24 protein-coding genes are annotated in these 26,331 nt (G+C 51.9%); 21 read left to right on the top strand and 3 right to left on the bottom strand.

What is annotated here, in order from left to right:
• Window positions 1–113: 113 nt before the first annotated feature.
• Both ftsW and ACFQ03_RS00540 read right to left on the bottom strand, forming a co-directional pair.
• Complete coding sequence (gene ftsW / locus ACFQ03_RS00545; RefSeq protein WP_379285407.1) at window positions 114–1,259, bottom strand: putative lipid II flippase FtsW; 1,146 nt, start codon at window positions 1,257–1,259, stop codon at window positions 114–116.
• A 12-nt stretch (window positions 1,260–1,271) separates the two neighbouring features.
• On the bottom strand, window positions 1,272–1,619 hold the full coding sequence (locus ACFQ03_RS00540) for a YugN family protein (protein ID WP_144933577.1): 348 nt from the start codon (window positions 1,617–1,619) through the stop codon (window positions 1,272–1,274).
• A 219-nt stretch (window positions 1,620–1,838) separates the two neighbouring features.
• Between ACFQ03_RS00540 and ACFQ03_RS00535 the strand changes: the two genes are divergently transcribed.
• From ACFQ03_RS00535 to ACFQ03_RS00465, 15 genes are all read left to right on the top strand, one after another.
• Complete coding sequence (locus ACFQ03_RS00535; RefSeq protein ID WP_379285405.1) at window positions 1,839–3,020, top strand: M20 family metallopeptidase; 1,182 nt, start codon at window positions 1,839–1,841, stop codon at window positions 3,018–3,020.
• A 97-nt stretch (window positions 3,021–3,117) separates the two neighbouring features.
• Entirely contained in the window at window positions 3,118–3,555 is a 438-nt protein-coding gene (locus ACFQ03_RS00530) for a CBS domain-containing protein (RefSeq protein WP_144933575.1), read from the top strand.
• Window positions 3,556–3,727: 172 nt separating this feature from the next.
• Window positions 3,728–5,419, top strand: coding sequence for a DNA repair helicase XPB (locus tag ACFQ03_RS00525; RefSeq protein WP_144933574.1), 1,692 nt, complete (start codon window positions 3,728–3,730; stop codon window positions 5,417–5,419).
• A 2-nt stretch (window positions 5,420–5,421) separates the two neighbouring features.
• A complete protein-coding gene (locus ACFQ03_RS00520) occupies window positions 5,422–7,281 on the top strand; it encodes a helicase-associated domain-containing protein (protein ID WP_379285402.1) in 1,860 nt (619 codons plus the stop codon).
• Between the two features lie 94 nt (window positions 7,282–7,375).
• Window positions 7,376–7,834: a YlbF family regulator gene (locus ACFQ03_RS00515; protein ID WP_144933572.1), complete on the top strand. Its 459-nt coding sequence runs from the start codon at window positions 7,376–7,378 to the stop codon at window positions 7,832–7,834.
• A 224-nt stretch (window positions 7,835–8,058) separates the two neighbouring features.
• Window positions 8,059–8,322 (top strand): YlbG family protein, encoded by a 264-nt coding sequence (locus ACFQ03_RS00510; protein WP_150959720.1) that lies wholly within the window; start codon window positions 8,059–8,061, stop codon window positions 8,320–8,322.
• Window positions 8,323–8,476: 154 nt separating this feature from the next.
• Window positions 8,477–8,914 (top strand): hypothetical protein, encoded by a 438-nt coding sequence (locus ACFQ03_RS00505; RefSeq protein WP_144933570.1) that lies wholly within the window; start codon window positions 8,477–8,479, stop codon window positions 8,912–8,914.
• 268 nt (window positions 8,915–9,182) lie between these two features.
• Window positions 9,183–10,094: a selenium metabolism-associated LysR family transcriptional regulator gene (locus tag ACFQ03_RS00500; RefSeq protein WP_144933569.1), complete on the top strand. Its 912-nt coding sequence runs from the start codon at window positions 9,183–9,185 to the stop codon at window positions 10,092–10,094.
• 29 nt (window positions 10,095–10,123) lie between these two features.
• Window positions 10,124–10,972: a PHP domain-containing protein gene (locus ACFQ03_RS00495; protein WP_144933568.1), complete on the top strand. Its 849-nt coding sequence runs from the start codon at window positions 10,124–10,126 to the stop codon at window positions 10,970–10,972.
• A 1-nt stretch (window position 10,973) separates the two neighbouring features.
• Window positions 10,974–11,846, top strand: coding sequence for a UTP--glucose-1-phosphate uridylyltransferase GalU (gene galU, locus ACFQ03_RS00490; protein WP_150959718.1), 873 nt, complete (start codon window positions 10,974–10,976; stop codon window positions 11,844–11,846).
• Window positions 11,847–12,003: 157 nt separating this feature from the next.
• Window positions 12,004–12,255: a hypothetical protein gene (locus ACFQ03_RS00485; protein WP_144933566.1), complete on the top strand. Its 252-nt coding sequence runs from the start codon at window positions 12,004–12,006 to the stop codon at window positions 12,253–12,255.
• An 893-nt stretch (window positions 12,256–13,148) separates the two neighbouring features.
• Window positions 13,149–14,057 (top strand): Gfo/Idh/MocA family protein, encoded by a 909-nt coding sequence (locus ACFQ03_RS00480; RefSeq protein ID WP_144933565.1) that lies wholly within the window; start codon window positions 13,149–13,151, stop codon window positions 14,055–14,057.
• A 37-nt stretch (window positions 14,058–14,094) separates the two neighbouring features.
• Window positions 14,095–15,789 carry a hypothetical protein gene (locus tag ACFQ03_RS00475; protein WP_379285397.1) on the top strand — a complete coding sequence of 565 codons (1,695 nt, stop codon included), beginning with the start codon at window positions 14,095–14,097 and terminating at the stop codon, window positions 15,787–15,789.
• Between the two features lie 38 nt (window positions 15,790–15,827).
• Window positions 15,828–17,084: a DegT/DnrJ/EryC1/StrS family aminotransferase gene (locus ACFQ03_RS00470; protein WP_144933563.1), complete on the top strand. Its 1,257-nt coding sequence runs from the start codon at window positions 15,828–15,830 to the stop codon at window positions 17,082–17,084.
• 151 nt (window positions 17,085–17,235) lie between these two features.
• On the top strand, window positions 17,236–18,270 hold the full coding sequence (locus ACFQ03_RS00465) for an alpha/beta hydrolase family protein (RefSeq protein ID WP_379285395.1): 1,035 nt from the start codon (window positions 17,236–17,238) through the stop codon (window positions 18,268–18,270).
• A gap of 12 nt (window positions 18,271–18,282) precedes the next feature.
• Here the strand turns inward: ACFQ03_RS00465 and ACFQ03_RS00460 are convergent, their stop codons facing one another.
• A complete protein-coding gene (locus ACFQ03_RS00460; protein WP_144933562.1) occupies window positions 18,283–19,677 on the bottom strand; it encodes an extracellular solute-binding protein in 1,395 nt (464 codons plus the stop codon).
• A 203-nt stretch (window positions 19,678–19,880) separates the two neighbouring features.
• Between ACFQ03_RS00460 and ACFQ03_RS00455 the strand changes: the two genes are divergently transcribed.
• From ACFQ03_RS00455 to ACFQ03_RS00430, 6 genes are all read left to right on the top strand, one after another.
• Entirely contained in the window at window positions 19,881–21,080 is a 1,200-nt protein-coding gene (locus ACFQ03_RS00455; protein ID WP_150959715.1) for a DegT/DnrJ/EryC1/StrS family aminotransferase, read from the top strand.
• 115 nt (window positions 21,081–21,195) lie between these two features.
• Window positions 21,196–22,059 (top strand): sugar phosphate isomerase/epimerase family protein, encoded by an 864-nt coding sequence (locus ACFQ03_RS00450; protein ID WP_150959714.1) that lies wholly within the window; start codon window positions 21,196–21,198, stop codon window positions 22,057–22,059.
• On the top strand, window positions 22,056–23,090 hold the full coding sequence (locus ACFQ03_RS00445; protein WP_144933559.1) for a Gfo/Idh/MocA family protein: 1,035 nt from the start codon (window positions 22,056–22,058) through the stop codon (window positions 23,088–23,090). Before ACFQ03_RS00450 ends, ACFQ03_RS00445 begins: the two co-directional genes overlap by 4 nt.
• On the top strand, window positions 23,087–24,388 hold the full coding sequence (locus ACFQ03_RS00440; protein WP_144933558.1) for a neutral/alkaline non-lysosomal ceramidase N-terminal domain-containing protein: 1,302 nt from the start codon (window positions 23,087–23,089) through the stop codon (window positions 24,386–24,388). Before ACFQ03_RS00445 ends, ACFQ03_RS00440 begins: the two co-directional genes overlap by 4 nt.
• A gap of 157 nt (window positions 24,389–24,545) precedes the next feature.
• Entirely contained in the window at window positions 24,546–25,979 is a 1,434-nt protein-coding gene (locus ACFQ03_RS00435; RefSeq protein WP_379285391.1) for an extracellular solute-binding protein, read from the top strand.
• A 130-nt stretch (window positions 25,980–26,109) separates the two neighbouring features.
• Complete coding sequence (locus ACFQ03_RS00430) at window positions 26,110–26,310, top strand: hypothetical protein (RefSeq protein WP_379285389.1); 201 nt, start codon at window positions 26,110–26,112, stop codon at window positions 26,308–26,310.
• The last annotated feature ends 21 nt before the right edge of the window (window positions 26,311–26,331 follow it).

The following is a 26,331-nucleotide window of genomic DNA, read 5'->3' as shown; positions in this document are numbered from 1 at the left end:
AACTGGACAGCAAAACACGCGGAGAAGTCGAATTCTCCGCGTGTTTTTCGTCAGCTAATTTAGCCGTAACGATCGTACCTTCTATATATTGTTACCATAGATTATCTAGGAGGCTACTTATTTGCTGTCTGATTATTGGTATTTCTGGATATCCCGAGGACAATTCCCATTCCGATCAAAGTAGCCAATATGGATGATCCTCCGTAGCTGATGAAGGGCAGCGTTATCCCCGTCATCGGTATGCTGTTCGTTACGCCCCCGATATTAACAAGAGCTTGAATGCCAATGGTGCTCATAATCCCGATACCGACCAGCATTCCGAACGTATCCGGGCAGCGCAGCGAGATGATAATCCCCCGCCAGATAAATAAGACGTAGACCAGCAGAAACAGGGAGGTTCCGAGAAAACCAAGCTCCTCACCGATGATCGCAAAAATAAAGTCATTATGCGCCTCGGGCAGGTAATGAAGCTTCTGAATACTCTGTCCGAAGCCCGCCCCGGTAAATCCACCGTGTCCGAAGGCGTACAGGGATTGGATAATTTGAAAGCCCGTGTCCAACGGGTCGGACCACGGATCCATAAATACCCGAAACCGGTTGAACCGGTAGCTGTCAAATCCGTGTCCGGCCAATGCCATGATCCCAAGGGCCAGTCCGGCAATTCCAACACCGATTCCGCTTATAATCCCCAGATGCTTAAGATTGGCGCCCCCGGCAATAACGACGGTCATTGCTCCAAGCACAAGAATGGCACATGAGCCCATATCCGGCTGCTGCATGATCATGAAGCCGACGAGCCCGATAATAATCAGGGCGGGCAGCAGGCCCTTCTTGAAATCTTGGAACTTATCCCCTTTCTTCGTTATCAGGCTGGCCAAATATAGAACGATGGACAGCTTGGCAAATTCGGTCGGCTGCAGGTTGAACGGCCCCAGCCTGAACCAACTTCGAACGCCTAAGGGACCACTCCCAATGAACGGCACAAGCGCAAGCAGAACAAGGGTAATTAGAAAGATGACCGGCGTCCATTTGCGAAGAAGCTTGTAATGCACATTCATTACGAAAATCATCGCGAACAACCCAAGGATCATGGCGATGGCTTGTCGTTTGGCAAAATAGAATGAATCTCCTCCATAGATCTCATCCGACAAAGCAATTGCGGAGCTGGAACTGTAGACCATTAGCAGACCGAAACCCGCCAGGGCGAAAGTCAGAAACAACAGCAGGAAATCGGGCGTTCCTCTTCGAGGGGGATTCATAGATTCGCCTTCTTATTGTTCAAGCTTGGCCTTAAGTTCCGTAAGCTTGCGCTTAGCCAGGTCCAGAACAGCTTGCGGAATAGGAGAAGTGTATTCCAGACCGTGCGGGAAGGTTGCCCTGCCTATGTAGACTTGTTCAATATTAAGAATGGTGTCCGGACGCTCCAGCTTTCCGATTTCTACACGGGTATTTATTCTCAGAAAGTAGGTCTCTCCCGATTTGGCGTCTTCTATTTTGTAATCGTAAGTTGCCCGATAATATTCCCATTGCCAACGGACAAAACCAACCTCAGACGTTACCTTGTCCAGATAAGCAAGATCGCTCTTCATTCCATTTAAGCCTGTATTTTCGATTATCATGTAATATCCTCCGATCTATTTGGCATCCAGTCAGTATAGGTATATCATTTTCATGATAGTATGTTTCCCAAACTTGTGCAACCCTAAAGCCCGGTCCGAAATCTTGCTAAATGTGGCTATTTTGTGGCAGGTATGACGGTTAATTCGGTTCCATGGATAGGAAAGCACATTATGGTTTGATAAAATATAGGCAAGAAGTTGTTGACGGAGGCGAGAAGGATGGACGTAGAGCAGAGACTGGAGAGAATCTATCCGGAGATGGTGCGCTGGAGAAGACATTTGCACCGGCATCCGGAATTGTCATATCAGGAGAAGGAAACTTCCGAATTTGTGGCAGGCCGGCTGGAGGGCTTGGGCCTGGAGGTCAGACGAAATGTCGGCGGCTATGGAGTGACCGCCTTGCTGCGGGGAGGCCGTCCGGGGCCTACCGTTGCTCTGAGAGCCGACATGGATGCTCTGCCTATCCAGGATGAGAAGAAGATTGATTATGCCTCGCAGGTACCGGGAGTCATGCACGCTTGCGGTCATGACGCTCATACGGCCCAACTGCTTGGGGTCGCAACGATATTAAGCGAAATCCGGGATAGCCTTAAGGGAAACATCCGGTTTATCTTCCAACCGGCGGAGGAGATCAGTCCGGGTGGCGCCTTGCCTATGATTTCCGATAGGGTGCTTGAGGACGTCGATGTGATTTACGGGGTTCATCTGTGGTCGCCGTTTCCCGTTGGATATGCCTATTGCAAAGCCGGACCGATGATGGCTAACGCCGATGAAATCGCAATCGAAATTTCAGGGAGAGGCGGCCACGGAGGACTTCCCCACGAAACCGTGGACAGTATCGTCGTAGGTTCCCATCTGGTCGTCAACCTGCAAACGGTGGTGAGCCGGAATATTGACCCGACGGTTCCCGCAGTAGTCTCCATCGGTTCGTTCCAGGCGGGAAGCGGCTTCAATGTCATTGCCGATCAGTGTATTCTGCATGGCACGGTACGAACCTTCGACCCCGCGACAAGAGAGCAGATCCGGCGGCGGATAGCCGATATTACCGAACAAACATGCGCCATGCATGGGGCTAAATTCCACTGGGAGTATAAGGAGGGCTATCCGGCTGTAGTGAACGATGCAGCAGAAACCGAGAGGTTTTTCCGTGTTGGGAAGGAACTGTACGGCCCGGAACGGATTCGCACTTGTCCACAGATTATGGCCGGAGAAGATTTTTCCTATTATTTGGAGAGGGTTCCCGGATGCTTTGTTTTTGTCGGGGCAGGAGCCCCGGAACAAGCCGCGCCGATTCCTCACCATCATCCTCTTTTTGACATAGAGGAGCTGTCGATGAAGCAGGCCGCCCGACTTCTGATCGGTCTCAGTATTGATTTCCTGGAAGAACACTCCCGTAAATAGGCCGGAGCCTGTCACAAATTGCAAGGATGAATCCTCCTTGGCGAGAGAAAGCTATGAAGGGTCCCCCCATCATAAAACTTCGCTCTGGAGGTAATGTCTGGTGAGAAAGATCAAAGATATCATGACGGACGAGATTGAAACGGTTAAGCCTACGGATTCGGCTCATGACATTGCTTTAAAAATGAAGCGGCACGACACCGGGTTCATGCCTGTCGTTGAGGGGAAGAAGCTGCTTGGCGTTGTGACGGACCGTGACCTGGTCATTCGCGGAATGGCGGAGAAGAAGGAAGGCACGGCTACGGCAGAGCAGCTGATGAGCCGTGACATAAAGACTGTGGAGCCGGAAACATCGGTTGATGAAGCGGCCAAAATAATGGCCAGAGGGCAAATCCGCCGTCTGCCCGTTGTCGAGAACGGGGAGTTAATCGGAGTAGTTTCGATCGGGGATATGGCCGTGCGCCACATATTTGAAAGCGAAGCGGGAGAAGCGCTGAGCGAAATATCCGAAAGCGACAAGACGAACGCGGTCAAGTAATCAACATGCCACGAAGCATACGGTTTGACAAGGCTTGTGGGGCCTTTAATCAGCCGTTGCTGTCGTGGTTTTTTCTATGCTTCCGGGCGCCCCGATTTATCGGAATGTTTAAATTACGGGGCATTCCTTCATACTTAATAGTACATACATAATGGAAGGAGAGCCCGCCGTTATGAATAATGGCCTTCAGCCGCCCTTATTTATATTGAACGATTTTACCATTCTGCTCGAAACGGAGCATCCCGAGTTCGAGTCCGTACGAAATCGCTTGAGCCGCTTTGCCGAGCTGATCAAGAGCCCTCCCCATATCCATACTTACAAGATGACTCCGCTGTCTCTGTGGAATGCCCTGGCTTGCGGATGGCGCCCCGGGGAAATGATTGATTTTCTGACAACCTACAGCAAATTTGGCATTCCGTCCTCCGTTCGCAATCACATGCTGGAAATCACCGATAAATTCGGATTGCTTCAGCTGGAAGGCACAGAGGGCGGTTTGATGCTTGTATCCAAAAGTCCTGCCTTATTAAACGAGCTGATTAGCTATCGTTCGCTATCGCACTTCTTCGGTAATCGTACAGGGCCGCAATCCGTTGAAGTACACGCAGCGGCCCGGGGAAAGCTCAAGCAGGAGCTTATTCGCCTTGGGTACCCGATAGAGGACCGTGCAGGATTTCATCAGGGGGAAGCTCTTGTTCTGGACTGGAGAGACACCTTGGAGGACGGCCGAAGCTTCCAATTAAGAGATTATCAGATCGAAGCCGTCGAAGCCTTCTACCGCGAAGGAAGCGCGCATGGGGGAAGCGGCGTTCTGATTCTCCCGTGCGGAGCGGGTAAGACGGTGATCGGAATAGCTTCGATATGCAAGCTGCAGTGCGCAACCCTTATCCTTACGCCCAATGTCAGCTCCGTCAAGCAGTGGAAGAGGGAAATACTGGACAAAACCACCTTGTCCGAATCGATGATCGGGGAGTATGACGGTTCTACCAAGGAAGTAAAGCCTGTAACGATAGCAACCTACCAAATTCTTACGCATCGCCGGAGCAAAGAGGATGAATTCAGGCATATGAAGCTGTTTAACGAGCGGGATTGGGGACTCATTATTTATGATGAGGTGCATCTTCTTCCTGCCCCGATCTTCCGCGTAACCGCCGATATTCAAGCCACCCGGCGGTTAGGCCTGACGGCTACTCTGGTGCGGGAGGACGGCTGTGAGAAGGAGGTCTATTCCTTGATCGGACCCAAGCGATATGACATGCCGTGGAAACAGCTGGAGGAGCAGGGATGGATAGCTCAGGTGGAATGCAAAGAACTGCTTGTCGAGCTTCCCGAGGAGACAAGAAAACAATATGACGAGGCCGCATCACGGGCGAAGATGAGAATAGCGGCTGAAAATCCCCGGAAAATCGATGTTGTGATGAAGCTGTTGGAGCAGCATAAGGGGGAACCGACGCTCGTTATCGGACAATACTTGGACCAGCTTCGGAAGTTTGCCGCCCATTTACAGGCTCCGTTGATTAGCGGAACGATGCCGCATGAGGAACGTGAGATTCTGTATCAGCAATTTCGGGAGGGGGCCATCCCTGTTCTGATCGTGTCCAAGGTGGCCAATTTTGCTGTGGATCTCCCGGATGCTTCGGTAGCTATTCAGGTTTCGGGCAGCTTTGGCTCGCGACAGGAGGAAGCCCAGAGGCTGGGCAGAATTTTACGCCCCAAGCGGGGGAGTAACCGCTCCTATTTTTATTCCCTCGTCAGCGGGGGGACCAAGGAGCAGGAATTTGCCTTGAATCGGCAGTTGTTTCTTATAGAACAGGGCTACCGGTACACCCTTGCGAACGCGGAGCATGAGTTTCAGGAGGTAGAGTAACAATGCTTGGTTTAGCTGACCTGGCTGCAAAGCTTTCGGCGCCGGAAGCGGGCCGGTTAATCGGATGGCGGGAAGGTGACCGGCTGGAGGAATGGTCTTTAACGGAGCGGACCATCCCGGGCGAGTTAAGTATAGACAAGCGGGTATGGGGAGAGGATTTGGCCCAATGGGAAAAGCATACGCTACAAGTTATTCTGGACCGGTTCGGGGCTCACCCCTTCGATCCCGTCAAGCTGGAACAAGCGGCTGAAGAAATCGGTATTGCCGGGGCGGAGATTCGCAGGGGCCTCTCCGGACTTAAGGAGAAGCAGATGGTCTTCGCCTTCCGCAAAGCTTGGGGGGAATACATCTATGCCCTGCCTTGGGAATTGGCGAGACTATGGCATCGGAAGATCGCCCGGCCGGGTGCCGTCCCTTTATCTTCGGATACTTTCGGTGCTCCTCTTGCAGAGACGTCTTACGGCCGCGGTTTGCTCTTTGACCTGTTTTATTTTTTGCGGTATTTGGCATCCAACGAGATCCACCTGACCAAAAAGGGAACTGTTCCAAAGCGGCATCTACAGAAGATAGACTCGCTGTTGACGGTTGATGCGGCCGCTCTGAGGCCCTTATCTTATCCTTATGTCCATTGTGATATATATAATGAGAGTCTCGTGTTGGTGCTGGATGCCTCATTGCGTCTGGGGCTGGCCGTTATGAAGGATGGGGAGCTAAAGCTGTGTCGGGAGCGTGCGGCAGATTGGCTCAAGCTTTCCACAGAAAGTATGAGGCGCATACTGTACGCATACTGGGTTCGCATCAGTTTCCCTTATGTCCCTTCTTGGCAGCATCAGGTAATTTGGCTGATGGAGCGGATTCCGGTGAATCGGCAGGGAAGATTAGGAGATATATTGGATGTTCTAAGGGATTGCCGTCCGCTAAGTGAAGAGGAGAGAAAGCAGGAATTCCATGCAGAGTCCGTCCTGGCCCTCTGGTTAAAGCCCCTTGCTGAACTCGGGCTGGTGGATTTGGCGGAATGCGGGACAGATGCGGAGGAGACCTGCTTTCGCTGGACCTTCACGCCGGATCTGGAAGCCGCTTGTCCTAACGGGAAAGCAGAAGCGGACAAATGCTATGTCCAACCCGATTTCGAAATCGTTGTTCCTCCCGGGGTGCCGTTTCGCACCCGTTGGATGCTGGAGGCTATGTGCGAAAGGCAGCAATCGGATCAGGTGGCAGTATACCGCCTTAGCAAAGAAAGCATGAATAAGGCTTTGGCCGAGGGTTACGATTTGGAGCAATGCATGGGCTGTCTTCGCGATGAATCCCTGTACGGATTACCGGATAACGTTGCTCAAATGATCATGCAATGGACGGCCCGGGAAGCTCGGACAGAGATGGAAAATAAGGAATCGGAGGGAACGGGGGCCCATTCTGCAGTCTCCCCCGAATATGTCAATGAATCCGACGGCGGTGTGAGGAATGAGGGCGCGGCTTACTTCTCCTTCCTGACAGTCAATGGGCCCGGGCTGATTCTTTCGGATTACGCATGGGACCGGTGGCCGATAGATTGTTCTATTCCTTCAGCAGATGAATTATACCCAGGCTGGAGAGAGGTTCCGCTGAAATGGTTCCGGGAATGTCATTCCTATCACTTGTCCACCCGCAAGGAGATGATTTCCAGGGCATTGGAATGGAAAGCCGCTTTGCGTTTGGCTTCGTCTTCGGAAGAGGTCCTGCTGGTTCCCATACGTATTCTGGATAGTGAGGGGAAGTGGCGGGTAGCGGGCAGAACTCAGACGTCGGCATGCGTAGTAGATCCGCAAGAATGGGAGCAGATTCAAATTATTCTTCCGGAAATTTCTAAAGGCTCTTCTTCATAGAAAATGGAAAGTGCAACTTTTTTGTAACGGTCTTCCCCCGGTTCGTGGTATGATGGAAGTTGAAGACGTTAAAAAAAAGGAGTGACATGGTCAAATGAGCATTCTGGAAGCCGAAGCCTTGGACATGTCGGCCTTGTTGATACAAGCCTATGAACTGGGTGATTGGATTAACGCCTCTGAAGATATGGCGGGCTATTTATATTGGAAAGAACGCCTGGCGGAGGATAGCGAAGCGCAGCAGTTAATTCGGCAGTTTAAAGAGAAGAAGCGCAAGTTCGAGGAATGTGAACGCTTCGGTCATTTCCACCCGGACTACCATGCGGCTTTGGAGGAAGTTCAGGCAGCGCAGGAGCAGATGGATAAGAATGAAGCGATACGCGCCTTCAAGGATGCGGAAGCTAAGCTTGACCAACTGCTGCTCTCCATATCGGAAACGATTGCTTATTCGGTTTCGGAGACGATCAAGGTTCCCAGCAACAATCCGCTGCCGGTAAGCGGCTGTGGTTCGGGAGGCTGTGGATCAGGCGGTTCGTGCAGCGGAAATTGCGGCTGAAGCAGTTGACTGTTTTCGGCTAACCGTAGAGGCGGACGCATCGCGTCCGCCTTTTTGTTGTATCAATATCATTTCTAAAGAAATCCCGCTAGCTAATACAACACCATTCAGGGCGCTGCAGAGATCTTGGGCATATAATTGGATTTCATCGAAGCTCTTTTGTTCCTATGGGGCACCAAACGAAAACTTAGTGGATATATATGATAAAGAAAGAAGGAATGACCATGTTTACCGAAAGAGCCGGTCTGATTGTTTGGGTATCGGATTTAAAGCCAGCCAGAAATTTGGAGAGATACGGCACGGTGTACTATATGTCCAAAAAGCTACACTACGTTGTGATGTATGTTCATAAGGAGCAGCTGGAGGATACGATGCGTAATATCCAGCGGCTGCCGTATGTTAAAAAGGTGGAACGGTCTTATCGCAGCGAAATTAAAACCGAATATGACCGTAATGTCCCTGATAAGACCCGCTTCTATACTTATTAAGGCAATAGTCTCAATCTCCATGTACTCCGGTTAAGTTTTTTTCAGATTTTAGGATATATGGATTGGAAATCGGACAAAAATAGAGTAAAATGGGAGTTGATATCTTTGTACATAGTCTTTTAGACCTGTTTTTTGATAGGAAGGGAGTCGGGAAATGAGAGACAAGATAATGGAACGTTGGAGCACTTATGAACCATATTATGTAGTGCTGTCAGACAAGAAGATTGCCGATATTGTCATTACTCATCATGCCCGAACCCGATGGAGCTCGCGGGTCGAGAGCCGGAAAACCGGTTTTGAAGACATATGTGAATTTCTGTGGAGTAAATTAAAGCAAGGCCAGATCCAACCCTATTACCGGAATGAGCAGGACGTTTTTCTTATCGATGATGATCTGGTCATGGTTGTTGAATTTGCCGTCCTGGAGAATGAAACGGATATTGCAGGGAATTCCCTTTACAAAATGATTGTGGTTACCTTCCTAGGAAGAATGTCCGAGACGATTGAGCTTAGAGATCTTAAGTCCTATTATTCCTGGCTGCGTCATTCAAGAAGAATGACATTGATCAAGAACAGCCGCAAGCGCAAATGAACCGCAGAACTATTTTGTAAACGATTGCCCCCGAATCGCTTTGACAGTGATTCGAGGGCGTTTTTTGATTTTGGGGACCATTAAAACGGCTTCGAAGGCAAAGCTCTGTTAAATCGCACATAAAGCAACCTTTAAGGAAGGACTACTCGACAACATCTCCGAAAAGTCATCATTGGATGTTTTTTTAAATATGGTTAATTAGAGGCTCTTCATGGGTATAATCGCTTTCTCCCGGCTGTTTGATATAATATAAGAAAGGTGGAAGAACATGGCACCTAACTTTCACCAGCTTCATATCTTCTATATGGTCGCCGAAAAGGGGAGCTTCTCGGGTGCCGCACAGGCGCTAAGGATGACTCAACCCGCGGTGACTATGCAGATTCAATCCTTGGAAGACTATTATGGAACGAAGATGTTCAATCGGACAACGAAAAAAATGGAGCTGACCGAAGCGGGCAAAGCTTTGCTTCCATTTGCCAGACGGAGTATGGAGCTGATGAAGGAAACGGAAAGCTCGATGGCCAAATTCGCTCATACTTTGGAAGGAAGGCTGCAGCTTGGAGCCAGCCTGACCGTCGGTGAATATATTTTGCCCAGATTGCTTGGGCCGTTCGGTCAGGAGTATCCCAACATTTCCGTCCGTATGAAAGTCATGAATACACAGCAAATCGTGGAAGAAATATTGAGCCATCAGCTCAATTTCGGATTGGTCGAAGCGCCTGTCAAGCATCCGGATGTTCACACGGAAAAGGTGCTGAATGACGAACTGCTGCTTATACTGCCTGCGGGCCATCCTCTTGCCGATCAGCAGACAATCACGCTGAAAGATGCCTTATCCTACCCGTTTGTATTGCGGGAGCAGGGATCGGGAACCCGTCAGGTCATGGAGGAAGCGTTCAAGCGTCAAGGAGTCCAGTCGGAATCCATCCGCATCGGGATGGAGCTGGGGAGCACCGGGGCGGTCAAGTCGGCCGTAGAGGCTAATCTCGGATTGTCCATCCTGTCTCCTTCATCCGTCAAGCACGAAGTGGCGCTGGGGCTTCTAATAGTGAAACGGATTGAAGGAATGACTTTTCACCGCAGCTTCTACTCGGTCTATTTGAAATCGGCCCTGCTGCCCATCTCGGCTCTCACCTTCCTGTCTTTCATTCGAGAACGGGATTTGAGCCAGTATTTGTAGCTCGGCCGCATGTTGGAAAGGATGATACAATGAACGGACATTATTTGGATTTACATACGCATACCAGCGCTTCGGACGGCACCCGGTCCCCTGCGGAGAACGTTCGGCTGGCCCGGGAGGCGGGCTTGGCCGGATTAGCCGTAACGGATCACGACACGGTGGCAGGAATTGCGGAAGCTATGGAGGAGGGCAAGCGGCTGGGGGTAATCGTCGTGCCCGGGGTGGAAATCAGTACCGTAGCCAAAGGCCGGGATATCCATGTATTGGGTTATTATATCGATACTCATTGCCCTGTATTTCTGGATCGATTGCAGCAATTGCGCCAGGTCAGAGAGAAGCGGAATGAGTTGATGCTTGCGAAGCTGCGGGAGTTGGGAATGGAGATTTCGATGCGGGAATTGGCAGACCTCGCGAGTAAAGCGTCCGGTGAAGATCAAACGGTCGGGCGTCCCCACATTGCGGAATTATTAATCCGTAAAGGCTACGTCGGAACGATGGAAGAGGCGTTTGATAAATATTTGGGCAGCGGGGGCGCTGCTTACGTCAATCCTCCGCGCATTCATCCGAAGGAGGCCATCGGCTGGATACACGAAGCCGGGGGGACCGCCGTACTGGCCCATCCCGGTATTTATCACGATGACGAACTGGTTGAGGAGATCATTCCATATGGGCTCGATGGAATAGAAGCCTTCCATTCCGACCATTCGCGGGAAGAGGAGAACAAATACGAGCGGCTGGCTGCCCGTTATGGCTTGGTCGTAACCGCCGGGTCCGACTATCACGGGGAGCGCCGCGGCGAGGTTTTTCACGGGCCGATCGGAAACCGCAAGGTCGACAGGTCTGTACTGGAACGATTACAAAAGCGAAGAGGGGATTAGTATGACTATACGTAAAGCGATTATACCGGCGGCCGGCTTGGGCACGAGATTCCTTCCCGCTACCAAAGCCCAGCCGAAGGAAATGCTTCCGATTGTTGATAAGCCGGCCATTCAATACATAGTGGAAGAAGCGATTGAATCGGGCATAGAAGATGTCATCATCGTCACCGGAAGGAATAAGCGGGCAATCGAGGATCATTTCGACAAATCGGTTGAATTGGAAATGCTGCTGGAGGAGAAGGGGAATGACGAGCTCCTTGCAGTGGTTCAGCAGGTGTCCAATTTGGTGGACGTCCATTATATCCGGCAGAAACAGCCTCTTGGACTCGGTCATGCGGTGCTGTGCGCCAGAAAATTTATTGGAGATGAGCCGTTCGCCCTTCTTCTGGGTGACGATGTGATCGATTCCCAGCCGCCATGCATCCGGCAGATGATTGATTTGTATGAGGAAGCGAAGACATCGGTCATAGCCGTTCAGGAGGTGCCCTGGAACGAGGTTGACCGGTACGGGATTATTTCGCCTTCCTCCAGAAGCGCTACCGTGGCCACCATCCGCGACCTGGTCGAGAAGCCGGACCGCGATCAGGCTCCGTCCAATTTGGCGGTGATCGGCCGTTATGTCATAGAGCCGGAAGTATTCTCCATCCTGGAGACTTGCAAGCCCGGCCGAGGCGGGGAGATCCAATTGACCGACGCTCTCCAGATCATGAACCGATCGAAGCCGATGCTGGCCTTCCTGCAGCAAGGCAGACGTTATGATGTTGGGGATAAACTCGGCTACATTGAGGCGACCATCGAGCTCGCTCTGCAAAGGGAGGATCTGGCTCCGCATTTAAAGCAATATTTAAGAAGGCTGACCGATTCCTGGGACTAACCCGGAGGCCTGCTAACCACAAGGGGCCTATTCATTGCAGCAGGTCTCATGGATAGGCGGACACCTTTTTGCCGCGGCGTTAGGCAGGCATCCAATCCGCTCCTCACCACCTACATAGTATACAGTGTGTTCATTAGTCTAGTGAGGAGTTGATTCCATGTCGAGTATCGGTCCGAACATTAATGCCAATGCGAATCTGATGCCTGCCTATGGCATGCACGGATTAGCCAATATTCACGCTGCTAATGTGTATCCGAACATGAAGCCGAGTGTAGCTCCCTTCTACGGCTATCCGAGTGGTCCTTCCCATTGCTGCCCGTCTCCGGTAGCCGGGGCATTCACTTCTATAGGATCTATCCTTGTACTCTATATTTTGCTGGTCATTATCCTTCGATCCTGTCTGAAATAGAAGGAAGGCCTGTAAGACGGTCCCAAGCCGGGGCCGTCTTTTCCTTGAAAATAAGAAAGTATAAGTTTTGCATGCTTATTCCGCTCCGTATTTAAAACCGAACGTTTTAGCTGATACTGCCTCTTTTACTCAGAGGGCTGTCTCTATATCCGGCTTGCGATTTTTCAGCACCGCACAGTACCGGAGACTCTTGTTTTATGCGAACTCTTTCGGGACAGCCCGGTCGTCCGCCGGAATATGTAAAAGACAAACAAAACTGCAGGTCTTTTTGGGAAAAAGCCGCGCGGTGCCTTATTCTAAAGCGATAATGCAGGTCTTTGGAGCGAATTTTGCGAAATGGCCCCATTTTGTGAAAAAGACCTGCACATTTGAGCGTCTTTCGCTCTTTTTTGGAAAAAAGGTCGGATTTTAATGCACTCTTGCTCGTCTTTGGACGTCCTTACCTTTCCGGATGCGATATGTGGATTTCCCTTGCCCATCATTTGCTCCAATGGGCAATGATGAAAGAGAAGAGCGAATGTGAGTAGAAAGTTATACTCTTCCTCGCTTTTTTTCGATAGCTTTCACGGTTTTGTAGGTTCAGGCCGCTTCAAGCAATCCGTGGCGCCGGGCTCCGCCGGTACATTCTGCAGCGTTGCCGGGAACCGAAGAAGCCGGTTTTGCAGCCAGTCCCCCCGATGGATTTATAGACGATTTTTTTGTATTGACATAGAGCGCGGTTAGGGTTATGGTTAACTCGAATACAGGTTATATACAGGATGTATGGATGCTTGCTGCGAGGATGAGAATCCTTCGAACGATTCAGGGCTGCCCCTTCAGGGACTCCTGAAAAACGGCCCCGTGTCCTAATGTATCCGATTTCAGAAAAATGATTAAAACGGGAGATGAGAGGGATGGACAACAACATTATGAAAATAGGAATGATCGGCTTGGATACTTCCCATGTGCCGGCTTTTGCAGAATTGTTAAATGATGCGAATCATGCCTATCATGTGCCTGGAGCTAAAGTAGTCGTAGCCTACCCGGGCGGATCGGAAGATTTCGAGCTCAGTATAAGCCGCGTAGAGGGATATACTGAAACTTTGCGTAATCAATACGGTGTGCAGATTGTGAATTCACCGGAAGAGGTGGCTGAATTAAGCGATGCGATTTTGCTGGAATCGGTGGATGGCCGGGTTCACAGGGAACAATTCGCCAGAATAGCGCCTTATGGAAAACCGGTTTTCATTGATAAGCCGTTCACTTTGTCTTCCCAGGATGCCGCCGAAATGTTCAAATTGGCCCGACAGCATAATATTCCGTTAATGAGCTGTTCTGCGCTGCGATATGCCGAAGGGCTTAGCGAAGTGCTGGCAGCTGAGGATAAAGGGGCGATTATCGGTATGGATGTCTATGGTCCCATGGCCATTCAGCCGACTCAGCCCGGATTGTTCTGGTATGGCATACATACGGTCGAGATGCTGTTTAGAACGCTTGGCAAAGGCTGTCTATCGGTAACGGCAACCAAGAATGAAGATCATGATCTTGTAGTAGGGGTGTGGAAGGATGGCAGAATCGCCACTCTTCGCGGGAATCGTAAAGGCAACAACCGTTTCGGCGCACTGATACATCGGGAGCAGGATACACAGTTTGTCGATGTTTATGCCCACCCGAAACCTTACTATGCCAGCATGCTGGAGCGAGTGATGAAGATGTTTGCCTCGGGAGTGCCGGATATTGATCCGGAGGAAACCGAGCAGATCATCCGGTTTATTGAAGCAGCGAATGAAAGCCGCGAAACAGGCAAAACCGTTCTGTTATAAATTAATTTGAATCCGGGGAAGAAGGAGAGCTGCTCATATGAAAATGGCAAGAGTAGGTATCCTGCTGGATAAGCAGGCCGCAGAGAGACGTTGGGCATTCGGACAGAACGTGTTTGAAGCCTATTTGGGAGAAGTGCTGTCCCATGCCGGAATTCCCTATCAATGGCTGGATGATCCGGCGACGATTGACCGGGCCGATGTGGATATTCTTCTTGTCGCTTTATGTGAAGAAGAGGAGAAGAAGGCGGCGACGCTGCTTCGGTTTGCGGAGGATGGAGGAGGCGTCATATCTTACGCCGGCCTTAACCGTTTGACGGGTAAGCTCGGATGTAAGGAACGCCGGGAGTGGTCTCCCGGATACGCACGTCTGCCTGGTGAAGGGGAAGACCTGCGGCCGCTTCGCTATCTCTATTCCAGGCCCTGGATTCTTACGAACGAGGCGGAAGGGGAAGCCTGGGGAAGTCTGCATGCCGAAAGGCCCGATGGGCCAGAAACCGCTCCGGCGCTTCTCAGGTTTAAAGCGGGCTCAGGCTTTATAGATCGGTGGTCGGTCAATATTCCCTATACAATCGTAGCGCTGCAGCAAGGGTCCGGTCCGGTATTCGAGGATGGAATTCCGGCGGAGGACGGAACCGGCAATGTGGATGAAGGAATTTTAAAAGCTGACGACAAGTGCGAAATGGATTGGGAGTATGATCGTCTCACAACGGAAACCGGGGCCCCTTATTTCGCCCATCCCTATGCCGATCTTTGGAGAGAAGTGCTGATTGGCCATTTATTGAGAAGGAGCGTCGAGATGGGGCTGACACTGCCCTTTCTGGGGTATTGGCCGGATGGCATCTCCCACGTCGCCATGATTTCTCATGACAGTGACATTAATCAGGATGAACATGCGGAAGCAACACTGGAAGTGCTGGAGGAGTGCGGCATCCGTTCAACCTGGTGTATGCTGGAGCCCGGTTACAGCAGCTCTATTTATGATCGGGTTAAAGAGGCCGGACATGAGCTTGCCTTCCATTACAATGCTCTCGATATTCAAGGGGGGCATTGGGGTGAAGAGGAATTTGACCGCCAGCTGGCCTGGCTCAAATCGGCTGCGGGGCTATCCGAAATTACATCCAACAAAAACCATTACACCCGCTTCGAGGGCTGGGGTGAGCTGTTCCGCTTCTGCGAGAAGAACGGGATTGCCGCTGAACAGACGAGAGGACCGAGCAAAAAGGGGAACATCGGCTTTTTGTTCGGAACCTGCCACCCTTACTTCCCTATTTCGTGGGCAGACGAACGAAACCGGCTGTACGATGTATTGGAGATCGGGTTTCTGACTCAAGACCTTGATCATCTAACGTTGGCGGATTCCAGCGTAGTGGTTCCGTTCCTGGAGCAGACAAAGAAGGTTCAGGGAGTGGCCCATTTCCTGTTCCACCAAATTCATATTATGCAGCAGCCCAAAGTGACCGATGCCGTGCGCAAGGTGGTTCGCGAAGCCAAGAGCAGGGGATTTGTCTTCTGGACCTGTAAGGAAATTAACGATTGGGAGCGGGCAAGGAGAAAGGTGTCTATCCGCGGAGTGAACGACCGGGGCGAAGTTATAGCGGACGGTGAAGCCTTGGACCGGCTGGTTGTCTGGATTCCCGTGACGGGTGAGGCGGAGACCGGCGCCGTGATCGAGAGCAAGTTTGGGGTTCCCTGCATGAAGCAGGTTCTGTCCCGATCCTGTGCATCCCGGTAAGGGCAAACTGATTGAACCTTGTAAAGGAGAATGACAAAATGAGCGATAAAGTGGCTACACGTGACAAACTTGCGGTATTGGGCGGAACTCCCGTAAAGACGACTCCCTTCGGAACGGGTAAGAGGTTCGGCTTGGAGGAAGTCAAGGAACTGATTGAGGCTATGGAGCAGAATACGCTTTTTTACCATTTCGGCAATAAAGTGAAGCAATTTCTCCATGATTTTAATGAATTGTATGGGGTCAAATACAGCGTAGCCGCATCCTCCGGAACGGCAGCCATTCATGTGGCTCTGGGAGCGGCTGGCGTAACGGTTGGCGATGAGGTGATTACCAGCCCGATTACCGACCAGGGAACGCTAATCGGCATTTTGTATCAGAACGCGATTCCGGTATTTGCCGACCTGGACCCGCATACCTATAACATGACTCCGGAGTCGATCGAAGCGCGGATTACGGAGCGCACCAAGGCGATTGTCGTCGTTCATCTTGCCGGTAACCCTTGTGATATGGATCCGATCATGGCTGTTGCCCGCAAGCATGGAATCAAGGTGATTGAGGATTGCGCACAGAGCTATATGTGCCGTTATAAAGGACGGCTGGCCGGAACCATCGGGGATTACGGCTGCTTCAGCACGAATGATTTCAAGCATATTTCCACCGGGGACGGAGGAATCGTGACGGTCAACTCGGGAGAGGAAGAGGATTATTACGTCACTCATGCTTTTGCGGATAAAAATTATAATCGTTTCGGAAATCTGTTTAACCGGGACCTCGCTTATCTGGCCCCTAACTACCGGATGACCGAGCTTCAGGGTGCTGTTGGAATTGCCCAGCTTAAGAAGCTGGAGTGGATTTGTAACAGGCGCAAGGAGTATGGCGACCGGATTACGGCCGGAATTCAAGGACTCCCGGGAATTTCTCCGCATCGTATAACCGAAGGCGGAGAATCCAGTTACTGGTTCTATATGCTTCGAATTAAGGAAGAGGAATTGACCTGTACTCGTGAAGAGTTCTGTGAGGCTCTGAAAGCCGAAGGAATTCCCAATACACCGGGCTATATTAAAACGGTTGTGTACCTGCAGAGCTTGTTCCAGGAACGGCATGCCTATCCGGGAAGCCATTATCCGTTTGACTTAACCGGAATAACGTATGAAAAGGGGCTGTGCCCGACAGCGGAACAGATTCTGGATACCGCCGTCCGGTTGAGCGTGGATGAATTCTATACCGATCAGGATGTGGAGGACATCATTGCGGGGATCCGCAAGGTCGCCCTTCATTATCAAAAAAGCAATTAGCGGTGATCCCCAACACTTGGGTTAAGCCTTCAGGTCCTCCTGGAGGCTTTTCCTATAAAAGAGAATTCTCATCCGGGAAACAGAAGTCCGGAACGGCACCTTTTCTTGTCATCTAGACGATCGCATAGCCTATTTACAAGGGGGATTTATTTTGAAGCATGGATACGAGCTTTCCGAATTGAATTCATCCGGCATTCCACATTTGCTGGATCAGATCGAGACGGCGGAACAATGGCAGCAGAAGCGCAGCCAAATTTATACCCGCTGGATGGAGGTGGTCGGAGGCCTGCCGAACAGAGAGGGCTTAGAGTATGAAATACGGTCCGAAAGTAAGGAGCCGGATCATATCCGGCTGCATCTTACCTATCGGACGGCAGATGGCGACCGGGTGCCGGCCTATCTGCTAATTCCGGGTCATCAGTCTTCTCCCAGCCCCGGCGCACGATATCCCGCCGTGTTAGCCCTGCATCCCACTGCGCCGGAAGGCAAGGACGATGTAGCGACCTTGAGCGGCAGGGAGGGAAGACGCTACGGGCTGGAGCTGGTTTCGCGGGGATACGTAGTTCTTGCGCCCGATACAATTACAGCAGGGGAACGGATCTATGCCGGAAGCCAGGCTTATCAAACAGCGCCATTCTATGAGCGGCATAACGAGTGGAGCGCGGTGGGCAAAATGATGCTGGACCATCAATATGGCCTGGATTTACTGACATCATTGGAATTCGTGGATGGGGAACGCATCGGGGCTATCGGCCATTCGCTCGGAGGCTACAATGCCTTTTTTCTCGCCGGGGTCGATAGACGGGTGAAGGCGGTCGTCAGCAGCTGCGGCTTCAGTACGTTCACCGGGGACGAGGAGACGCATCGCTGGGGACGGAGGGACTGGTTCTCCCACCTGCCGGTCATATCCGATGAGGTGGAGCGGGGCCAAGTGCCATTTGAATTTCACGAAATTGCCGCATTGGCCGCCCCGGTGCCGTTCTTCAATTGGAGTGCCCAGCAGGACCGAATCTTCCCTCACTGGAAGCCGATCCTGGAGGCGATGGGCGAGCTGGATCAGCTCTATACTTGGCTGGGGGCGAAGGAGCGGTTTGTCTCGTTAATGGGGAATTCCGGACATGATTTCCCGGACGAAATCCGCCTGCTGGCTTACCGCTTTCTGGACCGGTGGCTGCGGCAGAGCTAGTCTGCTGCAGCCCTACAGCTCGTGATCCCGGGTTTTGATCATTTCATACAGCCTTGCCGCGAAAGAGGAGGCGGATTCCATTCCCGCCCAGAACATCTCCATCTCGGCTTCGAGCTCTTCAATCAGGTTATAATCCGCGAACAGCTCGTGCAAAAAGTATGAGTGATTGATTTGGTCACCGGTCATATTCAAAGATTCCAGATAGGACTTGTCCCACAGCTTGCGATTAACCGGCTCGAAGACCGATAGAAATCCGGTGCTGCGGCCTACTTGCTCTTGAAGCTCGGCTGAATAAACGGTTTTCAAAAATTCGACGGCAAGCTCCTTGTCTCCGGCATCCGCCGGAATAAGCAGGGAGTTGGACACCAGAAGCGTAGACTTGCATTCTCCGAACGGCAGCGGTGCGACCAACGGCTCGAACGGGAGCGGAAGACTGCGCAGCCCGGCCAGTTCAATCGAGGTGGCCAGAATCATTGCCGCTTTCTGCATGGCGAAAGCCTCGGAATTCAACAGCCGGGAAAACTGGTACAGTGAAGCGGAACGGTTGCGGAACAGGATATCGTGCAGAAATTGGAGTGTCCGCAGGAGCCCTTCCTTAGTGGTTTCCTCGTTGAAGAATACCCCGTTTTGCATGGCAATGACCGGCCAACGGCTTATGGAGGAAGACAAAGAGAAGCCGTACTGATCGACAATTCCGTCTCCATCGGTATCCAGCGTCAGTTGTCGGGCTGTCCGCATGAAGTCTTCCCGGGTCCAGTTCGCGGTGGGTGCGGGGACGCCGTAACGCTCGAACAATTGCGGGTTGTAGGCCAAATAAACCGTTGAGAAAGTGACGGGCGCGGCCGTCAGCCTGTCTCCCGTGCGGAACGCTTCAATCAGCTTCGGATAAATGGACGGCAGGCTGTCCTTCAGCACATCGCTCAGATCAAGGACCAGCTCCGGGTTTTCCAGCTCCGCCAATTGCCGGTTGGTGACAAAAAACAGATCGGGCTTCATTCCCAGCTCGCTGCTGGCACGAACCGACTCCCAGAAATCGGGGGTGGGGAAGTTCAACAGCTTGACTTCCACATTCGGGTAGCGTCTCTTGAATTCTTCTAGGACATAGGGCATGCAGTGCTCAATATAATGGGAAGGGGATGTGGCTAAAATTCGCAGAACCTTCTGCTTGCTCTCAGGAATTTTCAAGTCGGGCGCCACTATCGTACCCTGGCCGACGCGTTTGATAACCAGCCCTTCCTTGGCGAGCTGCTCCAGCGATTTGCGCACGGAAGTGCGGCTCATTCCGTAATATTTGCACAGCTCGTTCTCGGACATCAGATATTGTCCGGGTTTAATGAAGCCCGACCAAATCTGCTCCCGTAAAATATTGGCTAACTGCGAATAAAGAAATTCATTTTCTCTCCTCATCGCTCTGATCTTCCTTCTATTATAGAAATGGGTTTGGCTTCATTATAGCATGAGATGACATACAGGTTGGATAAGTTGATCATTTGGAGAAATGTTAGAAACGTTTCGACAAAAATACTGGAAATATGGATGTTATTGTGCTTTAATGTAGTTACATGTATCATACCTATATCTTATTATAATTCCTGAAGAGAGGGATTGGAATGGAAAAATTAGCGATCGATGGAGGAACTCCGGTCAGAACCAAGCCGTTTGCCGAATGGCCTATTTATGGCGAGCTGGAACAGCAGCTGCTGCTGGAGGTGCTTCACTCGGGCAAATGGGGGGGCACCGGCCGTATCAAGCTTCCCGAGCTGGAAGAGAAATTCGCGGCTTATCATGATGCCAAGCATGCGGTTACGGTAGTCAACGGAACCGTAGCGATAACCGTGGCGCTGCAGGCGGCCGGGGTGCAGCCGGGAGATGAGGTCATCATGCCGCCGTACACTTTTATTGCAACCGCTTCCTCTGCATTGATGTTCGGAGCTATCCCGGTGTTTGTCGATGTCGATCCGGAGACCTTGCTGCTGGATCCCGATAAGGTGGAAGCGGCGATTACGGACAAGACGAAAGCAATTATCGCGGTTCATATTGCAGGAGCTCCGGCGAACATGACCCGGCTGAAGGAGATCGCGCACAAGCATCGGTTGAAGCTGATCGAGGACGCTGCTCAGGCGGTGGGAGCGCGATGGGAAAATGTCGGGGTAGGAGCGATCGGCGATTTGGGAACCTTCAGTTTCCAATCCAGTAAAAATATCAATTCGGGCGAAGGCGGTATTATTCTGACCAATAGCGAGGAGCTTGCGGATATGGCCTGGTCCCTCTCTAATGTGGGGCGGGTTCGCGATGGCGCCTGGTATCAGCATGAGCATATCGGCTGGAACTTGCGGATGACCGAATTTCAGGCTGCGATCTTGCTGGGCCAGATGACGCGATTGGATGAACAAATTGCCCTCCGCGAGAAAAATGCCGCCCTGCTTACGGAGCTGCTTCAGGACATCGAAGGTGTGGAAGTGTTCAAGAGAGACCCGAGGATCACTACCCACGCGCATCATCTGTATATGTTCAAAATCGCTTCCGGCTTGACCGACCGCATCTCCAAAGAGGATGTGATCGCCAAGCTTAATGCGGAAGGAATTCCGGTAGCTGCCGGCTATGTTCCTTTAAACAAAAATAAAGCGGTGCTGGCGGAAATTGAAAAGTGGACCGGAGAGCGGCGCGAGTTCTCATGCCCGGTCAGCGAGAAAGCCAGCGAGAAGGAAGTGCTGTGGATAGTTCAGAATATGCTTCTCGGTGACGAACAGGATATTCAGGACATTGCCCATGGCGTCCGGAAGGTAATGCAGTCCTGCCTGTCTGTTTAGTCTTTATATGGCAAGGCGCTGACGGTCATGGTACTATTTGGTTAGAACAACGTGCGACTCTATACGATAGGTCACAGATACGATTTCTGGTCGCCGAGAATAAGGAGTGAGAGCAATGGTATTGAACCGTTTGGGAGTATTGACGGACGAAGTGTCGGCTAATTTCACCGAAGCTCTGGATTGGATAGCGGAGCAGAAGCTGGTTCATGTGGAGGTCCGGATGGTTGACGGGAAGAACGTTTCCCAATTGTCGGACGAGCAAGTGGCTACAGTTAAAGAGGAAGTGGAGAAACGCGGACTGTTCGTATCTGCGATCGCCTCTCCCCTTTTCAAATGTGCTTTGGACCCGGCCCGGCCCGTGGCATCCGGAGACACTTTCGGACAGCAGGAGGAAACAGTGGAGGCCCATTTCGCCAAGCTGGATCGGGCGATCGAGATTTGCCGGCTGCTGGGTACCGATAAAATCCGCATCTTCTCTTTCTGGCGGGAGGAGGAGCCTGCCCGTTACGAGCTGGAAATCGTAGACCACCTGCGCAAAGCGGCGGAAATTGCCGGCAAGGCAGGCATTATGCTGCTGCTGGAGAACGAACCGGCATGTAACGGAGGATTTGCCAGCGAGGTTGGAAGCATCGTGGCCAAGGTTAATTCCCCCAGCTTGAAGGTGCTATGGGATCCGGGGAATGAGGAATACGGCGGAAGGCCATCTTTCCCGGAAGGCTATAATGCGGTCAAGGACGGGCTTGCGCATGTTCATTTGAAGGATGCCTATATCACTCCGGAAGGCCAATCGAAGTGTGTTCCCATCGGATCGGGGAAGGTTCCTTTCCTGGAGCAGTTCCGTGCTCTGCAGCGGGATGGCTACGACGGGTTGTTTACTATCGAAACACACTATGTTCCCGAGGGAGGCACGGCCAAGGACGGCACGGCGATGACATTGGCAGCGCTTAAGAAGCTCTTGAAGGAGGCGGGTATCGATTGAAACGCTGGGGATTCGGACTGATCGGCTGCGGAAGTGTCGCCGATTTTCACATGAATGCCATACGCGAGATCGAACAAGCTGAACTGATTGCTATTTCGGATCGTAAGGAGCATCGGGCCAAGGAAGTGGCGGAGCGGGAAGGCTGCGATTGGACAACCGATTACAGACAGCTCCTCGATCATCCGGGGGTAGACATAGTCTGCTTGACGACAAGCAGCGGAACCCATGCATCCATCGGTAAGGAAGTGCTGATGGCGGGCAAGCATCTGATCGTGGAGAAGCCGATCGCGATGACGAGTCAACAGGCCGAAGAACTGGTCCGGCTGGCGGAGGACAAGGGGTTAATATTGTCAGTCATTTCCCAGAGGCGGTTCGAGCCTCAGCATCAATGGGTGAAGCAGGTAGTGGCCGAAGGGAAACTCGGTAAACTGCTCCTGGTACAAATTACGGCCCCTTATTACCGGACTCAGGAATATTACGATTCGGCGGATTGGCGGGGAACGATCTCGGAGGACGGCGGAGCGCTGATGAACCAAGGAATTCATTCCATAGACCTGATGCTTTGGATGGCGGGTGAAGTCAGCTCGGTCTACGGCCAGATAGCTACCCAGACGCACCGAATGGAAGCGGAAGACATGGGTCTCGCCATCATCAAATTCGCGAACGGGGCGTTCGGCACCATTATGGCATCCACCAGCATCAAACCTGGATTTCAGCCTGCCTTATCGTTGTACGGCGATCGGGGCTCGATCCAAATCGAAGGAACGTCCATCAAGCATTGGACCGTAGAAGGGGTGGATCAGCCGTCGGAGATAACGGAATCCGGCTCCGGCGGAGGGGTAGCCGATCCGAAAAGCATTTCGAACTTATACCATCGATTACAATTGACCGATGTCATTGAAGCGCTTGAGACGGGCCGCGAGGTGGCCGTTCCCGGGAAGGACGGCTTAAGAGCTGTGGAGCTGGTGGAAGCCATCTACAAATCCTCCCGGCTGGGCAAAGAAATTACCCGGGACAAGGACTGGATATGACCGGGAAGCTTCTGCTGGGAACAGCCAAGACGGACATCACTCCGCCCCATCCGGTTCCGCTATCCGGCTTTGCCCACCGTCAAGGGAACTTTGACGGTATTGCGCGGCGTTTATACCTGAGAGTTTGGGCTTTCCGTCAGACAGACGGGGAAGGCCGGCAGCGTCAATCCCTACTGGTCCAGGCCGATCTGATTTGGTGGGGTACGGAACGGATGGACGCGCTTTACCGCAAGCTGAAAGAACGCTGGGGGCTCGAACGCGAAGAGGTCATTCTTCATGCAAGTCATACCCATGGAGGGCCGCAAACGACCCGGCTCTTTGTTCCGGCGTTAGGTCCAATGGATTCGGACTATGTGGAATGGATGGAGGAGCAGTTGCTGGCTGGAATCGGGCAGGCCTATGCCGGCCTGGAGCCCGTTACGGCGGCAAAGGGCAGCGGAGCTTGCCGAATCGGGATCAATCGGCGTAAAGAAGTGGACGGCAGGATAGTTATGGCTCCCAATCCGCAAGGGCCTATCGATCCGGAGGTAACCGTAATCCGTTATACGACCGAGGACAATAAGGTTAAAGGCGTCATGTTCCACTATACTTGCCATTCAACGACAACAGGAGATAACCGGGTGACTTCCGAATTTCCGGGAGCCGCTATGGAAAATATCGAGAGAGAATTGGAGGACGGCGCCATAGCCTCCTTCCTGCAGGGCTGCTGCGGGGACATCCGTCCCGCACTGATCGAGGAAGACAGGTTCTACAGGGGAACCGAGGAGGATATAGGCAGGCTCGGCCGGCAGCTTAGCGATGAAGTCTTCCGGGTACTCGGAAGACCTATGAACCCGCTTAAGCAATATAGCCTTGCGAGCTTCGCCCATATCGTAGAACTACCGTTCAGGCGGCTGCCGGATGCCGAAGAACTGGCGGCCAAAGCGGCGGAGGGCGGAGTCTGGGGCGATTGGAGCCGGCTGCTCAGGGAGCATCCCGGACGGAATCAGCCGACAATCCCGCTATCGCTCCAGATTGTCAGGATCGCAGACGGACTTTCCTTCCTGACGATGAACGGGGAGATCGTTGTTGAATATGGTTTATTCATTAAGCAATTTTCCTCCGGGACAGTACTCCCTCTGGCCTACTGCAATGGAATGATCGGTTACATTCCAACAGCCATCCAGGTCGAAGAGGGAGGCTATGAGGGTGGGGAGTCCGCCGTTTATTTCGGATTGCCCTCCGCCTTCCACCCTTGCGTGGAGGGGCGGATCAAGGAAGCGGCAGCTAGTCTTGTCAACAAAGTGAAATATGTATAGAATAGAATATACGGATAATTCTGACGTGATCATAAACAGGGGGACGTGCAAATCCGCACTTCCTCCTGTTTTTACGATATTAAAGATATATACATAACCAAGAAGGTACGGTTTGACCTGCGAGCTGATTAGTAAGTTGAAATAGGAGCGGTTCATATTGCTACGAAGAAGAAATCTGTTTCAAGAGCGCTACGCCAAATTTGAAAACGAGCTGCGGAATGAGATCTTGACCGGATCGATCCCGCCGGGCGAATTCATTCTGCCTGAAAATACGCTAAGCCAGAAATACGGTCTAAGCAGGGTTTCCGTGCGAAAAGTACTGGCTGCTTTAGTGGAAGAGGGGCTAATCGAAAAAATTGCGGGCAAGGGGAACCGCGTCAAGCCGCCGTCGGATCAGGTGGAGCGAACCGTTATTCATTTATACTGGTTTTCCGGCTCTTACGAGATTCCGATTATCGAGCATTTGATCCGGCAATACGAATCCCTTCACCCTTTCATCCGAGTGGAGCTGACATTGCTGCCCCAATCGGAGTATACCTCCTCCCTTGTTCAAATGATTGACAAAGGCTTTCCCGTCGATTTGTTCGTTGTCTCCGACTTCCATTTCCGGCAGTTCCATCAACTTAATCGAACCGATTTGCTGGATCCTTATTTGCCGGAATCGCTTGATCCCGGGAGGGACAGCTATCCGATTCTGTTCGATATGTTCAAGGACGGCGGCGAGCAGAAGGTCGTTCCGCTGTTTTTCTCACCGGTCGTGCTCGCATACAACCAGAGAATGTTTGAAGAGGCCGGCCTCGATCCGCGGCAGGCCGTTGAAAGCTGGGATTCATTTCTGGAGACGGCCAAGCGCTGTACGCAAGATCTGAATTACGACGGTAAAACCGATCGATTCGGCTTCTGCTTCTCCACCAGCGCGAACCGTTGGCCGATTTTCATGCTGCAGAATGGCGGGAGCATCATGAAACCGGACCGGAGCCGTTCGGTCTTCTCTTCTCCTGCTACGGTGGAGGCGCTGAAATTTTGTGTGGATTTGATGTACAAGCACCATGTATCTCCCGTCTATCTGCACGGAAGCCGGAATAGCGCGGAGCATTTATTTCTGATGGACCGGGTCGCGATGGTGCTGACTACCTACTATTATATGAATGAGTTTCGTCAATCGGACTTTACGTGGAATGTTCTGCCGGTTCCGGCTGGAGGGAGGAAGGTTTCTCTGCTGCTCGGAAGCGGCGTAGGGATTAACCGGCACAGCGCCAACCCGACTTTGGTCCGCCGTTTTGTTGATTTCCTGGCATCCAAGGAGGCACAGACGACCGCCAAGCAGATGGGCTGTACGATTCCGATGCTGAGATCGGTGGCGGAGGACGACCAGTGGTTGACTGACGGGATTCATCCCCGGAATTATAACGTGTTCAGGGAAGTCCTTCCATACTCGGTCCCGATGAGCTCCTTGAACTTAAGTCAGCAAGAGATGGACGCCATCTGGCAAGATTTGAATTTGCTGTGGGCCAATATGGAATCGCCCGAGCAAGCGACCAAGCGAATAGAGCAATGGCTTAACGATCAACTGGAGAAGAAAACAACATAGCAGCGCTGGCCATGTGCCGGCGTTTTTTCATTTGACAGGGTTCATTCCATTGGGATACTGGATGTTTTAACAGCAAAATGCAAACATTAACGGACGGAAGCAGCAATTCAAAAACAAGGAGGGAAAAAGGATGCTCAGACAATACTTTACGGAGCTGGCCCTGAGAGAAGGAGAAACATTAAGCGATGGGCTTCAGCAGCTTGTCAATCAGGCGGAGGAGGAGCTGGGGTCGGAATATGTGGAAGTGGTTCAGGTTGTCAAGCATGATTCTGTCCACTATACCATTATCCTAAATTTGGATCTGGAGGAGACGGATTCCGAAGAAGAGTAACTGCCGGCATCCCCGGCCGGC

Origin of the sequence: Paenibacillus residui (genome assembly GCF_042677205.1) — a bacterium.
Classification (GTDB): domain Bacteria; phylum Bacillota; class Bacilli; order Paenibacillales; family NBRC-103111; genus Paenibacillus_L; species Paenibacillus_L residui.
The sequence above is the reverse complement of the archived record's forward strand: the minus strand, read 5'-3'. Positions and strand labels throughout refer to the sequence as shown.

Bases quoted from the DNA above. Each gene is read 5' to 3' on its own strand.
- ftsW (WP_379285407.1), bottom strand. From the start codon at position 1,259: ATGAATCCCCCTCGAAGAGGAACGCCCGATTTCCTGCTGTTGTTTCTG.
- ACFQ03_RS00540 (WP_144933577.1), bottom strand. From the start codon at position 1,619: ATGATAATCGAAAATACAGGCTTAAATGGAATGAAGAGCGATCTTGCT.
- ACFQ03_RS00535 (WP_379285405.1), top strand. From the start codon at position 1,839: ATGGACGTAGAGCAGAGACTGGAGAGAATCTATCCGGAGATGGTGCGC.
- ACFQ03_RS00525 (WP_144933574.1), top strand. From the start codon at position 3,728: ATGAATAATGGCCTTCAGCCGCCCTTATTTATATTGAACGATTTTACC.
- ACFQ03_RS00520 (WP_379285402.1), top strand. From the start codon at position 5,422: ATGCTTGGTTTAGCTGACCTGGCTGCAAAGCTTTCGGCGCCGGAAGCG.
- ACFQ03_RS00515 (WP_144933572.1), top strand. From the start codon at position 7,376: ATGAGCATTCTGGAAGCCGAAGCCTTGGACATGTCGGCCTTGTTGATA.
- ACFQ03_RS00510 (WP_150959720.1), top strand. From the start codon at position 8,059: ATGTTTACCGAAAGAGCCGGTCTGATTGTTTGGGTATCGGATTTAAAG.
- ACFQ03_RS00505 (WP_144933570.1), top strand. From the start codon at position 8,477: ATGAGAGACAAGATAATGGAACGTTGGAGCACTTATGAACCATATTAT.
- ACFQ03_RS00500 (WP_144933569.1), top strand. From the start codon at position 9,183: ATGGCACCTAACTTTCACCAGCTTCATATCTTCTATATGGTCGCCGAA.
- ACFQ03_RS00495 (WP_144933568.1), top strand. From the start codon at position 10,124: ATGAACGGACATTATTTGGATTTACATACGCATACCAGCGCTTCGGAC.
- galU (WP_150959718.1), top strand. From the start codon at position 10,974: ATGACTATACGTAAAGCGATTATACCGGCGGCCGGCTTGGGCACGAGA.
- ACFQ03_RS00485 (WP_144933566.1), top strand. From the start codon at position 12,004: ATGTCGAGTATCGGTCCGAACATTAATGCCAATGCGAATCTGATGCCT.
- ACFQ03_RS00480 (WP_144933565.1), top strand. From the start codon at position 13,149: ATGGACAACAACATTATGAAAATAGGAATGATCGGCTTGGATACTTCC.
- ACFQ03_RS00475 (WP_379285397.1), top strand. From the start codon at position 14,095: ATGAAAATGGCAAGAGTAGGTATCCTGCTGGATAAGCAGGCCGCAGAG.
- ACFQ03_RS00470 (WP_144933563.1), top strand. From the start codon at position 15,828: ATGAGCGATAAAGTGGCTACACGTGACAAACTTGCGGTATTGGGCGGA.
- ACFQ03_RS00460 (WP_144933562.1), bottom strand. From the start codon at position 19,677: ATGAGGAGAGAAAATGAATTTCTTTATTCGCAGTTAGCCAATATTTTA.
- ACFQ03_RS00455 (WP_150959715.1), top strand. From the start codon at position 19,881: ATGGAAAAATTAGCGATCGATGGAGGAACTCCGGTCAGAACCAAGCCG.
- ACFQ03_RS00450 (WP_150959714.1), top strand. From the start codon at position 21,196: ATGGTATTGAACCGTTTGGGAGTATTGACGGACGAAGTGTCGGCTAAT.
- ACFQ03_RS00440 (WP_144933558.1), top strand. From the start codon at position 23,087: ATGACCGGGAAGCTTCTGCTGGGAACAGCCAAGACGGACATCACTCCG.
- ACFQ03_RS00430 (WP_379285389.1), top strand. From the start codon at position 26,110: ATGCTCAGACAATACTTTACGGAGCTGGCCCTGAGAGAAGGAGAAACA.